Origin of the sequence: Pseudoteredinibacter isoporae, assembly GCF_040372805.1 — a bacterium.
Lineage (GTDB): Bacteria > Pseudomonadota > Gammaproteobacteria > Pseudomonadales > Cellvibrionaceae > Pseudoteredinibacter > Pseudoteredinibacter isoporae_A.
Window position 1 is genome coordinate 109,863 of the sequence record NZ_BAABWJ010000001.1, and the last position, 13,764, is coordinate 123,626.

General features: G+C 48.1%; 12 protein-coding genes. 4 read left to right on the forward strand and 8 right to left on the reverse strand.

Annotated features, from left to right (window positions below; translation table 11 throughout):
- Positions 1-32: 32 nt before the first annotated feature.
- From ABWW03_RS00525 to ampD, 5 genes are all read right to left on the reverse strand, one after another.
- On the reverse strand, positions 33-1,574 hold the full coding sequence (locus ABWW03_RS00525) for an AmpG family muropeptide MFS transporter (protein ID WP_353405727.1): 1,542 nt from the start codon (positions 1,572-1,574) through the stop codon (positions 33-35).
- A 17-nt stretch (positions 1,575-1,591) separates the two neighbouring features.
- Positions 1,592-2,074 (reverse strand): YajQ family cyclic di-GMP-binding protein, encoded by a 483-nt coding sequence (locus ABWW03_RS00530; RefSeq protein ID WP_353405728.1) that lies wholly within the window; start codon positions 2,072-2,074, stop codon positions 1,592-1,594.
- A gap of 389 nt (positions 2,075-2,463) precedes the next feature.
- Positions 2,464-3,114, reverse strand: coding sequence for a TetR/AcrR family transcriptional regulator (locus ABWW03_RS00535; RefSeq protein WP_353405729.1), 651 nt, complete (start codon positions 3,112-3,114; stop codon positions 2,464-2,466).
- Positions 3,115-3,195: 81 nt separating this feature from the next.
- Entirely contained in the window at positions 3,196-4,176 is a 981-nt protein-coding gene (locus tag ABWW03_RS00540) for a hypothetical protein (protein WP_353405730.1), read from the reverse strand.
- A gap of 40 nt (positions 4,177-4,216) precedes the next feature.
- On the reverse strand, positions 4,217-4,831 hold the full coding sequence (gene ampD / locus ABWW03_RS00545) for a 1,6-anhydro-N-acetylmuramyl-L-alanine amidase AmpD (RefSeq protein WP_353405731.1): 615 nt from the start codon (positions 4,829-4,831) through the stop codon (positions 4,217-4,219).
- Between the two features lie 107 nt (positions 4,832-4,938).
- Here ampD and nadE point away from each other — a divergent pair, with 107 nt between their 5' ends.
- The 4 genes from nadE (at position 4,939) to ABWW03_RS00565 (ending at position 9,405) form a co-directional block, all read left to right on the forward strand.
- On the forward strand, positions 4,939-5,778 hold the full coding sequence (nadE, locus tag ABWW03_RS00550; RefSeq protein WP_353405732.1) for an ammonia-dependent NAD(+) synthetase: 840 nt from the start codon (positions 4,939-4,941) through the stop codon (positions 5,776-5,778).
- A gap of 4 nt (positions 5,779-5,782) precedes the next feature.
- Entirely contained in the window at positions 5,783-7,369 is a 1,587-nt protein-coding gene (locus ABWW03_RS00555) for a sensor histidine kinase (protein ID WP_353405733.1), read from the forward strand.
- Positions 7,366-8,721 carry a sigma-54-dependent transcriptional regulator gene (locus tag ABWW03_RS00560; RefSeq protein ID WP_353405734.1) on the forward strand — a complete coding sequence of 452 codons (1,356 nt, stop codon included), beginning with the start codon at positions 7,366-7,368 and terminating at the stop codon, positions 8,719-8,721. Before ABWW03_RS00555 ends, ABWW03_RS00560 begins: the two co-directional genes overlap by 4 nt.
- A gap of 132 nt (positions 8,722-8,853) precedes the next feature.
- Positions 8,854-9,405 (forward strand): GspH/FimT family protein, encoded by a 552-nt coding sequence (locus ABWW03_RS00565; protein WP_353405735.1) that lies wholly within the window; start codon positions 8,854-8,856, stop codon positions 9,403-9,405.
- Positions 9,406-9,445: 40 nt separating this feature from the next.
- Here the strand turns inward: ABWW03_RS00565 and ABWW03_RS00570 are convergent, their stop codons facing one another.
- From ABWW03_RS00570 to ABWW03_RS00580, 3 genes are read right to left on the reverse strand one after another with little or no spacing between them, the layout of a single operon-like run.
- Complete coding sequence (locus ABWW03_RS00570) at positions 9,446-9,928, reverse strand: type IV pilin protein (RefSeq protein WP_353405736.1); 483 nt, start codon at positions 9,926-9,928, stop codon at positions 9,446-9,448.
- Between the two features lie 38 nt (positions 9,929-9,966).
- A complete protein-coding gene (locus ABWW03_RS00575) occupies positions 9,967-10,284 on the reverse strand; it encodes a hypothetical protein (protein WP_353405737.1) in 318 nt (105 codons plus the stop codon).
- 10 nt (positions 10,285-10,294) lie between these two features.
- Positions 10,295-13,756 (reverse strand): pilus assembly protein, encoded by a 3,462-nt coding sequence (locus ABWW03_RS00580; protein WP_353405738.1) that lies wholly within the window; start codon positions 13,754-13,756, stop codon positions 10,295-10,297.
- Positions 13,757-13,764: the final 8 nt, after the last annotated feature.

Consider the following 13,764-nt stretch of genomic DNA (forward strand, 5'->3'; position numbering starts at 1 on the left):
CGTTTTTGGTGGGCTTGCACGTCAAGGCCAGGCTATTCTTTATTGCACTCTGTTATAGGAATTAACCTTTGTAGAATCAACACCAATACAACAGCCGGTATCCCAAGCACTGCTGTCACGTAAAAGAAGACCTCATACCCTAGAGCAAGAGACATCATTCCAGAGTATCCTGCCAACAGCTTGGGGAATAATGTCATTAGAGAGCTAAAAATTGCATATTGCATTGCCGTAAACGAGACGCTTGTCAGACTTGATAGATAGGCAATGAAAGCGGCAGTGGCCAACCCTCCAGACAAGTTGTCCGCTGTGATAGCTGCCGCCAGTAAGGCTGAGTTGACCTCCGATGCAGCGACATATGAAAACAAAATGTTCGTTAAAGCGGACAAAACAGCCCCCAACAACAACGTCCTGTAAACACCATACCGGATAGATAAGGCTCCCCCAATAAAACCACCAGCTAACGTCGCGAACAAACCATAAAACTTAGAAAGGGAAGCAATCTGCTGTTTGGAATACCCAACATCTGCATAAAAGACATTCGCGATAACCCCCATGACGATATCCGACAGACGATAAAGAGCGATAAGCCCCAAGATCATCATGGCGCCCTTTCCATATCGATCAAAAAAGTCGGTAATAGGGTCCACATAGCTCCGTTGAACAATGTACGCTGGGACTACGTTCACTTTCACGACCAACCTAACAACGAAGTAAACACACGCTACTGAGAGGAGCATCCTCGATGCCTCTACAAGAAACCCGGCCAAAGCCTTATTGTTCAAAAACTCAAATAATCCTGGTTTAAAACTGCTCAGTTGTGGGCCTAACCAAACAAAGGATGCGGCAAAAGAAACCGCGCATACGATAAAACCAAGCAACAAACGCAAGTTGTCAGAACTGGAATTAACTTCCTGCCTGACATCCGCGTTGGGTTCGCTTATAGACAATGTTGTTATCACCCCCGCCAACATAGCGAAAGCCATAGCCAAATAAGCAATGGACCAAGATAAAGAAGAATAACCATCGCCACCAAAAAAATCTGAGATCAACAGTGCGCCAGCACCGCCTAACAACATACCGCCTCGATATCCCGCAATATATGCACTGGAAAGTATGGATTGCAAGTAGCTATCAGCAGACTCAATACGATAGGCATCAATGACAATATCTTGTGTCGCTGCAGCAAAGCCTAATGAAATAGCCGCTCCTGCCGTAAGCCACAAGCTATATTCCGGGTTACTTAATGCCATAAAGCTAATGGAAATAATCACCCAGATCTGGCTAAATAATAGCCACGACCTCCTGCGCCCTAACCAGTTGGCAAGATAAGGTAATCGCATCTGATCAACTAAAGGAGCCCAGATAAACTTAAACGAGTAGCCCAAAGCTGCCCAGCTGAGGAAAGCGATAGTGGAACGTTCGATTCCCGCTTCTTTAAGCCACAGGGACAATGTGCTGAAGATCAAAAAGTAAGGTATGCCCGCTGAAAACCCCAACAACAAGATTACCGCTACTTTTTTTGACAAGATAAGGCCGAACGTCTCACGCCAGCTGAACTGCTCAATTTTCGACATTGAAATTACAACAAGCCTTAATCGCGGAAGTTATTAAACTGCAAAGGCATTTCCAGTTCAGCGGAACGCAACATCGCCATTACGGCTTGTAAGTCATCGCGCTTCTTACCGGTCACTCGGACCTGCTCGCCTTGTACTTGAGCCTGGACTTTGAGTTTCTTCTCTTTAATCATTTTGACGATCTTTCGTGCGAGATCGCTATCAATCCCAGTGCGAACAACGACATCCTGTTTTTTCTGTTTCCCCGAAGAAACGATGTCTTTGCATTCCAGGCACTGAATATCAATTTTGTTTTTGTGCAAATCACTTTGCAGGATATCCAGCATCTGCTGCACTTGAAACTCTTCATCCGCGCGAATCGTGATCACAAAGTCATTGCGAGTGAATTCGGCATCAACACCTTTAAAGTCGAAGCGGGTTTTCACCACGCGATTCGATTGATCGACGGCATTGGTTAAAGTGTGCTTATCCACTTCGGATACGATGTCAAAAGACGGCATGAAAGTCCTCTGCTGGGCAATTGAATTAACTGCTCAGCATCATACCTAGCAGCCCAATGAAAAACTATCGGATTGCTCAAATGGCTTCATTTTTGGCAACAAGACGAGTTCAACTGCGATTCAGCAATCACATCTGGAAAATAAAAAAGGAAAGACGAAAATTCGATAGAAGGAAAAAGGCCCTTACCGGTTCGACTCTAATGCAGCTAGTGTTTCAGTGCTAGGCGTCCATGCGAATCGAGGAGCTGTATATTTGTACAGTCAAACCGGCAAGGCTAACCATAATAGGTCTTGGCCACCTGCCCCGTCAAGGCCTGCTGTAAGTTATTTTAAAAAGACTGACAAATGCCCATAGAGACCACAAACAGCATAGGCTAAGGGGTTAGCGACTACCCACTAACCAGTTGTGAGAATAAAAGACGATGCAAGCGCAGATAGACATCCTCACGACTCAGCATTTCCGGCACAGCCAAGCGACGAAAGCGCAAAAAATGAGCAACATCCAACAGCAAGTGAGCATCGGTTTCAGGATCCGTTGTTTCCATCTGACGGTAAAACTCGTGGATTCTTGGGTACAAACGATTACACAACTCATAGGCGAAGTTGCGCTGCTCTTCTTGAAGATGAAGGTCAAAATGGAAGGTCATCTCCACGGCTACGCCTTCACTGCGCTCGCTAATGTCGGATTCAATCAGCTCGGCCATATACTTGGCAAGCATGTCTACCAGGCCAGTGCGGTCATCCTCACGACGGGCCATGTCCAAACCCGGTTGTAAATATTCGTCATACAGGGCCTCCCAACGCCCTTCAAACTCACTCAATACCGAATGCTTATAGTAAGCAAAAGCGTCGTGAAGAAGGGCTTCCAGGTCTTTGAAGTGGTATGTGGTTAAGGAGAGACTGACACCCGCTTCCTTGGCGATTGCTCTGTGAGTCAAGGCGCGATAACCCTGCTGGGCAAGAACCCTAAGGGCGGCATCCAGGATTTGCTGGCGAGTTTGCTCACCTCGACTGCTGGTTTTCGCCGACTGCTGGGCCATGAAAAGATCCTACTCAAAAAGCGCCATGATAACAGGCTGGGGCCAAGCTGTAGAGACAACTTGGCCCAAAGGCGACTCCATTCAGAGTGCCAACATCAGGTACACAGCCAGTGCACAGAGCCAGAATAGCCCCGTGCGGAAAAACAGGGATTGCAAAGCTTCCATCTCGCAACAGATCGCATCGCAATCAAGTTTACAATCCACCTCAATGTCCAGAGCACCACCTACGGCATTGCCTAACACCTTCTTCGACGGCGTTTTGAAACAAAGCAAGCTGTCACGCCAGCGTTGCATACAGCTGATGAAGTTTCCGGTAATGGCGAAGCTCAACCCCAGAACCCGAACCACCGGCCACTCCAGCAACCATATCAACTTAGCGAGAGGGCCCGCAGAGATAGGCCCGTCTTCAGAGGCGACACTCGGTTCTTCCGCACTCGACTCGGCCAATTCTGTACCCACGGCCTCACCTTCTTTCGTAGCCTCTACTTCAGCCGCTTGAATCTGAGCATCGTGGGCTAATAGCTGGGCTTGGTTCTCATTGTAGAAAATACGCAGAATCCGGTAAGCCAGAGCCGCTAAAGGCCCTAGCATGGCAAACCAGAAAAACACCACAAACACCCGTTCCATGGCTCGATAGGCCGCATTCAACAAACTCTGGTGGTACAACTCGGCCCGCTCCTCTGGCAGTTGCTCATTGGCCGGGCTGGCCTGTAAATCAACCGCGGCTGCTTTCAAGGCTTCTTCATCTGAGCCTCTGACCGCCGCAATAAACGCCTGAACCTGTGTTTTGAAATCGTCTCGACCAACACTGTAGAGCAAGATAAACGCCGTAATCGCAAATTCGATCAATCGATTGTGCCCCGCACTCCACTGCAAGGCATACGCCGCCACTGCCATCGGAACCAGAGCCGCAATTAGCCAGTACAGCCAGGGACGGTTTTTGAGGCTATTACCGGAAATAGCATCGAGCCAAGGCTTTGCCCATTGATCAATATGGAGCCAGGAAGGTATCCCAAACCATCGCACACAGATCAAGGCAATCAATAAAACAGTCAGTTGCATAGTCTCACCCACTTTTGAAAGTCTCCCTGGTTAGACGAGGCTAGTTACCAGATTTGTCATCAGGGGACGTAAAAAACTGCTGTAATTCACTTTCGTAACGTGTCCAGTCGAAGCATGGGCCGGGATCGGTTTTTCGCCCTGGCGCAATGTCACTGTGGCCACATATATTAAAACCCTGTACTTTGGAGGCGCTCTTATCTTCTGTACAGACGATCCTGGGGCACTGCCGGACCAGTTGTCGGCTCAAATCCGCCAGAGCCTGGTATTGCGCATCGGTGAAGGCTTGCTCATCACACCCCTCGAGTTCGATGCCAATACTGTAATCGTTGCAATTCTCTCGCCCAGAAAAACTCGACTGCCCGGCATGCCAGGCACGCTCAAAGATATCCACAAACTGAATGACATCTCCGTTGCGATCGATTAAAAAATGGGCAGACACTTCAAGATCGGCAATGGTTTCGAAATATTCATGAGCCTTGCAGTCGAGTTGGTTGCAAAAGAAATCTTCAATGTGATTCGCACCAAACTGCCCAGGGGGCAAACTGATGTTATGAATAACCAACAGGGACACGTCCTCAGGCTCTGGCCGCTGATTAAAGTTCGGGGACGGACATGCCCGAATATGGTGCAGCCAACCGCTGTCTTTCTCGTTCAAATGCTGTCCCCTACAAACCCAAAGCCGTTGATATATTTCGCTGACGCGATGAATGACATAAAATGTCCACCTGTTAATTCTAACGCCCAACTAAGCGAGATAACACTATGCAAGCTGCAGACATTATTGCTGAAATGAAAGTACTCCCGGAGATCGATCCTGCACGGGAAGTGGCACGCCGAGTTGCTTTTATCAAAGCTATATTGCAGCAAGCCAACAGCAAAACGCTGGTATTGGGTATCAGCGGTGGTGTTGATTCTACCACCTGTGGCCGACTGGCTCAGTTAGCCATTGAGGAGTTGAATCAGGACGGAGAGGAAGGCTATCAATTTATTGCCGTTCGCCTCCCTTACGGCACACAAAAAGATGAAGATGAAGCCCAATTGTCCCTACGCTTTATTCAGGCCAGCCATTCGCTCAGCGTGAACATCAAAGCCGCAGCCGATGGCGCTCACACCTCAACATTGGGTGCGATTGCCGAAGCCGGCTTGGATCAAGGCAGCGATGCCCAACAGGACTTTGTCAAAGGCAATGTAAAAGCGCGCTGCCGAATGCTTGTGCAATACGAGATTGCCGGCCTCTACAATGGTTTGGTTCTGGGAACGGACCACTCTGCCGAAAACATCACTGGCTTTTACACAAAATGGGGTGATGGCGCCTGCGATATGGCACCGCTGTTTGGCCTGAGCAAGCGACAAGTTCGACAAGTTGCTGCCTACTTGGGCGCACCCGAACAGCTGGTTCACAAAACACCTACGGCCGACCTGGAATGCCTGGTTCCTCAAAAAGCCGATGAGCAAGCACTCGGCTTGTCCTATGAACAAATTGATGATTTTCTGGAAGGGAAAAATCAGGATCCTGAAGTGGAAACCAAGTTGATCCACATCTATCTGCGCACTCAACATAAACGCCAGCCTATACCGACCGTATACGATCTGGACAACTGAACCCATGAGCACAGCCGAAGCCCCCAATCGCTTACCGGAATCCAGCCTGCGAATACTGAGGGTGTACAGCTACTATCGCTTTGTCCTGAGCGCCTTGCTATTGGCCATGTTTGCCGGTGGTATCAGCCGAGACATTTTTGGCTCCAGTGATCCACGGTTGTTTTTTCATACGGCAATTGCCTATTGCCTGCTAAGCGCCTTCAGCTTGATACGTGTTTGGTGGGGGTCGCAAACCGCACGAACCGAGCAGGTGTTTGCAACCATTGTGATCGACTTGCTGTTTATCAGTTTGTTGACCTACAGCAGCGGCGGCACCAGCAGCGGCCTGGGGTATCTATTTTTTATTACGGTAATTACCGCAAGCCTGTTTATCCAGGGGCAAATACATTATGCCCTTGCGGCATTGGCAAGCATCTTCCTGCTCACCAGTGAGCTTCTTATCTCCCCGATTGATCAACGTAATGTGTTTTCCGCTGGCGCCATTGGTGCGCTGCTGTTTCTGGTATCCGGAATTTTCCAGAACGTCAGCCTACGCCTCCAATTGAGCGAACGAGCCGCCTTGGAGCAAGCGGCTCACGCACGCTACCTTGAACAACTGACTCACCGGATTGTCGCGCGGCTGTATACCGGCATCGTCGTCGTCAATAAACATAATGAGGTGGAAATCATCAATCAATCCGCCAAACTGTTGCTGAACTGTGAAAGCGATTTGACGGAATTACCCTTCTCTCTCGATCAATTACCAGATCTGCAAGAACATCTGAAACAGTGGCAAGAGAAACCTCAAAATACGGCACAGATCATTCAGTTTCATAACAACCCTCAAGAACTTCGTATCGGCTTTGTTCAACAGGGCGAAGACACTCTGATCTTTATCGATGATAACCGGCAGATTCACAATCAAGCCCAGCAACTTAAGCTGGCCTCTTTGGGCCGATTGACCGCCTCGATTGCCCATGAAATCAGAAACCCTCTGGGGGCTCTTAGCCACGCCAATCAGCTGCTACAGGAATCACCAGAAATCCACGAGGACGACAAACGCCTTACCGAAATTATCGACAACCACTGCATGAGAGTGAATGGCATCATTGAAAGTGTCCTCCATATGTCTCGCCGTAGGGCCGCTAAAACTGAAGCCGTAGAGCTCAACCAATGGTGCAGTGAATTCTGCAAACGGTACAGCAGTGAAAACGGAGCGTATATTCGCACTCACTCCCTGGCAAACAATTTGAACAGCGCCTGCGACCCTCACCAGATGGATCAGGTCCTAAGTAATCTGGTGGATAATGGCGTTCGATACAGTGAAGAATTCAGTAGCGACGCAAAAGTCGAGTTGATTCTCGATCGAGAGAAGGACACCCAGCGTCCAATAATTGATATTGTGGACAGTGGCCCGGGAATATCCGAAAAAGAGCTCGGGAAAATTTTTGAACCTTTCTACACGACACACCATGCAGGCTCTGGGCTGGGCCTGTACCTGGTGAAAGAACTGTGCGAAGCCAATCAAGTTTCTATTTTTATCAAAGAAAGTCGCCCCGGACATAATTGTTTTCGACTTCGCTTTCCTGACCCAGAGGCACTATTGCAATGAGCAAAGCTCGTAGAGTTTTAGTAATTGATGATGAACCCGATATCCGTGAGCTATTAGAAATCACACTCGGGCGCATGGGGCTGGACACCATTGCAGCCGGCGATTGTAAAAGTGCCCGCCGCCTGCTGAAAGAAGAAGAATTCGATCTCTGCCTCACCGATTTAAAACTGCCCGATGGGGATGGTATTGAACTGGTTAAAGCCGTACAGGAGCTCGACTATGCTCTTCCTGTTGCTGTTTTTACCGCTCACGGTAACACCGACACAGCTATTACGGCGATGAAGGCGGGTGCTTATGATTTCGTTTCAAAACCCGTCAATTTGGAGCAATTACGCGCACTGGTACACAGCGCACTGGAAGTAAAAAGCAAAGCCGCCAAGTCAACCAAAGATAAAGGTCCGGGTTTCGTCGGTGAATCGAGTGTCACCAAACAACTGAAAAAACAAATTCGTAAACTGGCTCAATCCCAAGCCCCCATATACATCTCCGGAGAGTCCGGGAGTGGTAAAGAAGTAGTCGCTCGCTCCATTCATTATCAAGGCCCGAGAGCTGAAGGGCCCTTTATTCCGGTGAACTGCGGTGCTATCCCGGCAGAACTGATGGAAAGTGAGTTTTTTGGGCATAAAAAAGGCGCGTTTACCGGCGCTCATCAGGACAAAATTGGCTTGTTTCAAGCGGCCGATGGAGGCACTCTGTTTTTGGACGAAGTTGCCGACCTCCCTTTGGATATGCAAGTCAAACTGTTGCGTGCCATCCAGGAAAAAGCCATTCGCCCGGTCGGCGCACAAGCAGAAATATCCATTAATGTGCGAGTTCTCAGTGCAACCCACAAAGATCTCCAAGCTGAAGTCGCCTCACAACGTTTTCGCAGTGACTTGTTCTACCGCATCAATGTGATTGAGGTTTCCGTACCGGCATTGCGTGAACGCAAAGAAGACATTGCCGCTCTGTGTGATTACTTTCTCAGCCGAATTGCCAATGACATTGGACTGGACCCGGCCACCTTAAGCGAAAAAGCCAAACAGCGGCTGCACAACTATCACTTCCCAGGTAATGTCCGGGAACTGGAAAACATCCTGGAACGCGCCTTCACACTTTGCGAAGACGATGTGATTCATGAATCTGATCTGTTTATCAGCGAGGCCCCTAGCAGTCCAACCACGCCAAGCAAACAAAAGCATGCGCTCGAAGGACGAAGCCTTGACGATTACCTGATTGAAATTGAGAAGGAATTTCTCCTGAGCGCATTGGAAGAATGCCGCTGGAATAAAACCGCTGCCGCCGAGAGTCTGGGCATTACCTTCCGCTCTTTTCGCTATAGGCTTAAGAAACTGGGATTAGAAGACGCCTAATCAAAGCGCCATTTGGCCTATACATAACAGGATAAAAAGCCCCGCATGCCCTAGAGTCAAAACCATACCCAATGGTTAGCGTGTGCCTCGTATTACATCCCGAGGCACACCATGGCAATTCGATCAACAAAGATGATAAATGTTGAGGGTTTCAGCATTATTGAAACCCTCATCATCATAATATTGATAGCAATCGTTGGCGCACTGGCTCTGCCCAATATGCGCAGCTTCTTCCACAAGAGCAACGCTGAAACCAGCGCCCGTCAATTGCTCGGTGCGCTCCAGGCAACACGGGCCGCAGCCGTGCAATCAAGAAATATCGCCACCCTATGCCCGACTTATGACGGCATCAGCTGCAGTCGTCGTTGGGATGACCAATTGATGGTATTTATTGATTCCAACAAAAATGGGAAACGTTCAGAAGACGAAGAAATTATCCATGTGCGAAGCGGTTTACAAAGTGGCGCATATATCCAATGGAGCGCTTTTCGTAATCCCAAGTATTACATTCAATATCGCCCTGATGGCAGCACAAACTACCACAACGGCACCTTCGCGTACTGCCCGCCAATCGACCCGAAGATTAACCACAGGCAAATCAAAATCAATCGGGCCGGAAGACCCCGAATCGCCTTTAAGCACGAACACAAAAAGAAGTTCTGCAAAAAGAAAAAGGCCAAGTGAGCATCACTTGGCCTTTTCTTTGACAACAGTTAACGCGGAATTATCGCCAGCATTTCTTGATTTTGGTTTGGTCACTCACATCCTTTACGCCTTTTACCCCTGAATTAGAGTACGTTAGCGCATTGCAATCCCCATCTTTAAACTTACCGTTTGGGGTCGCCGTCAATGTATAGGTCCGGCAAATTGTATCGGTATCAGGCGCACAACCTGCAGGCCCGACCGCAATAGTGAGTTTATAGTTTTCATTTTCGCTTAAGTCGCTGGCCATCCCCAAACCACAAGCAACACCCGAACAGCTGCTATTACCCTTAACAACCGTGGTATAAGAAACGTACTGGGCAAAGAATTGTTCTTGCTTTGATGCTGCCTTCAACAGTATTTCTCTACCTTCTACGCGTTTACCACGCATCCCAGCTTCACCAAAATAAGGAACAGCGACCGCTGCGATAATGCCAATAACGGCAACCACTATCATCAACTCTATCAAGGAAAACCCGCGCGTCGCGTAACTTGGTGCTGCCATAAACCCCTCCCATTAGGCGCTGTCAGTTAAATACCATCTCAGTTTAGCAGCTTCAGCCGTTCAATATAGAAGATATTCGACTTTTCATCATATCGCACAAAGTATTCTACACTCTGACCGATTTTCAGAGCAAAGCGGTTAACGGTTTTGCCTTTGGCATCACTAACCTTAAAATTCAATGGCATGGAAAAGCGTCGATCATCGATAACGAGCTGCTGATCATCATGATGGACGTAATCAACTGTACCACGCAATAGGCCAACCAACTGAACGGGTTGAGGCCCCTCGTCCTGAGCAAAAGCAGGTGTCACAAAACCTAATACGGTAAGCGTACACAAAATGGCAATTGCTTTCATCTCGCTCTCCTTACTTCAATGTAGTCCAAGAGGTAACCCTGGCAGGGCTACCGGAACCTTTCAAGGTAATAAACTGCACATTACCCTCCTGATCAGCATAAGCCACTTTAGTATCACCATTAGTATCGCTAATCGGGGATAGCGCTCCAGGCATATTATCCAATCTGATACCGGCTAAGGGCACAGAACCGATATTGGCCTTAGTGAAGACCTCAAACGGAGGCTCTCCGCCAGTGAATGCATCTACTGCCATTAAGAAGCCGCTAGGGTCGCCCTCACAGGTGGCGGCATCCGGGATAATACTACCGAAAACAACAACCGAGCTACCCACCACAAAGGAGTTAATAATGCGCTCGCGGTCAGCTGGCAAATCAATTAGCCATCCCGCTTCAGACAAGGCATCGTCATAATCCACTGCATTATTGCTCAAAGTACGACTGTCAGCACCAGAAGAGATGGACTGAGCTTGCAAGTTACTGCGCGTCAAACCACCCTCACCAGAATCCCATACGCCATAGGCAGACTGAGGGGCATCGATAGCCTGATCACCATTAGCAATAAACTGGCCGGTTCCGAAATACACCAACAAGCTTGGCACATGGCTCTGAGACAATCTGAAACGATGTGATTTTACGACAGGCATGCTGGTAATCGGCTGACGATTCGCCACCTTACCATTCGAATTACAAGGAGATTGATAACAGGCAGTGAAAAGCGGTTGTTTATTTCCGCCATTCTTATGAGCGACCTTCCACTCATTAGGATTGGAATTACTCAGGTCAAACGCCCACATATTGCCATGCAAATCTCCTGCATAAGCACGGTCAGCAATGTAATCGCTGTCCAGATCCAAAACCAGAGGACTCGACATACCATTACAATCACTATCAACATCCTCGCAGTTACCTGCTGCGATCAGATCGGCATCACCACTATTCTTGGTCTCAAGAATACGGTAGGAAGGAGTTTGGTCATCCAGGTAGACAACAAAGAGTTTTGCATGTCCGTCGCTGTTTGGGCCGCTGTTATAACCATTGCCCATCACAGCGGCCCAACGACCGTCGTTCAACCGTACAACTGCTGGCTCACTGAATGTAAAACCCAAGTCGTCATGAGTAAACTCTTTCACCACTTTGCTAGCAGCACTACCCTCATTGACGCTATCAGGATTGGTCACATCCAATACGTAAATACCGCGACCCCCACCCCGAAGTGCACCAACCAGATAGGATTTCCATCCACCGTTGACATAAACATCACGTACCGTTATCGCGCCATCAACATAGGGAATGTGTGAATAATTCACGGAAGACAAGTAATGCAAACCAAAGGCCGCATTTTCATTAAACATTAAAGAAGGCACATAAGCGAAACGCTCATCACCGTTTTCAGCATCAAAGCCGTGCAACATGCCATCGTTCGCGCCCACATAAACCATTTTGCGACGGTTCTGTTTAGACTTAGCAAAAGCAACGTAGGATTTTGAGCTCTCTTCACCTTCGATTTTGTCGGGGTAGTTTTCTTTCGGTCCAGCAACAAATTCTGGTGTCGAGTGCGCAATATCCCCTAAACGCTCACCTACACGATCACGAAAGACTTTATTAAAGTTACTAAGAATAGTAGCGCTATTAGCAACCCCTCGTTCATAGGTATGTTCACCTCGAAGATAACTCAGCAGACGCTCGCCGTAGATTTTATTCTCATTGATTTGAGTGGCAGTTGCTGCCGAGGCATGAGGTGCATCGTACAGTAGATCTTCAATCTGTCCCGCTGACAATTCTGTGTCCGCACTTGGTGACACGTAGTCACTAGGAAAGCGGAAAGGTACGCCTTTAGTACCGTTAAAAGTCAAAATTTGTCTCGCATCAGGTGATACTGACTTCAATTTCTCAGCCGCTGACCATTCATCGGTCAGAATAAAATCACCATTGCTGTTTCTTTCAAGCTTTTGTCGAATCAAATCACCTGACCAGGATTTTTCAGGTGCAAATACTGCTTTAAATACGGCCGAATCGGAACTGATCGAGGAACTGTTTAAAGCGATACCCGCCGATGAACCCACCTTACTCTTAATGGAGTTAATCGCATCTGACAAACGCTGAATCAGCTCCTGTGGGTTCTTGGCGCTCAGGAACTCACCGCGAGAGTTGTAAGCAGCGTGCAGCATATCATCGATAGTGGTCGACTGGTTGCTCACCGGCTGTGGCCAATTACCATTGACCGGGGGCTCTTCAAGGGTACCGTTAACACCAAATGCGACGGTGTAACTGACCAAATGTTGAGCGCGATTCAACAACGGATCTGGCTGCGGAGCCAATGGATCTGTACTTGGCTTGGGGCCAACCAAATCGGGCAAACCTGGAGCCAAATCGCCTTCGTAATAGTGCATGGCCACGTCAGCAAGCGTATTTGAATAATCATCGGCGTAGTTACCACCATCAAAATTGGTATTGTTATCTCTATCCGCATTACCTACGTTAGGGCGACTACCATTCCAGAAACCATCACTCATTACTACCGCAAAGTTCTGCTGACAAGCACCGTTTTCTGATGCAGGTAAAATGGGTGAAGACGGCGTCGCACCACCAAATAAACTGCTAGGTGTTGACTGGTTTTGATGAAAGTACTTACCAACACGCTCTAAACTTCGACGTAATGGCGTACCGCCACTAGGGCGAATCTCAAACAAGCTTTGCATCAAATCATTTTTATTAGTGCGATTATCGGTATCTATCGGCGTACTCAAGTCATCAATATTTTTAACTGGAATGCCAACGTAATCATTATTGTGCAAAGTGGCCAAACCCATCCGGGCATTACTTTCAATAATAATCTGTGAAAGCGCGCGCTTGGCTACAAAGTCACGTTTACGATAATAGGTATACCAGTTGGCAAAATCTATTTGCTGCTCAGCAGGCAAATCTCGGGCATATATCCGCTTATTTGTTTTACACTCACCTGGATCGTAACGACCATTGCCTTTGCCATCAGCCTCAGGCTCATCTACCCACTCATAAAAGTACCAATCACGAACATTTCGGTAGTTATAAGGATCGCCATGAGGGTCTCTCGTGGCGGTTGTCAATGTGCGATCCGTATATTCATTTCCATTCACATCGACGCCACGCCAGGGCGTATATGCCAAGCGTTTTTCACGGGTATCATTCGCAGGGTCAGCCGCTTTTTCTCTATACAAATTTGCGTTGTACCACATCGCATTAATAGCGGTGCATCGATATAAGCTCGTATTGGCATTATAGGCAGCATTATTGGTAATCAGATACTCCCAACCCATACTACCGGAATCATCCACCAGAAACATAATGTTCGATTGCGGTGTTTTACCAACAAACAAAGGCTGAGAGGCGATCTGGCCGGGGGCGGCACTGGCGACACTCGCGCCCAGAAACATCCCCGATGAAATCACCATAGCTTTTTGTAAAAACTTTTCCATTTTCGTATTACTGTTCATAGTGATTC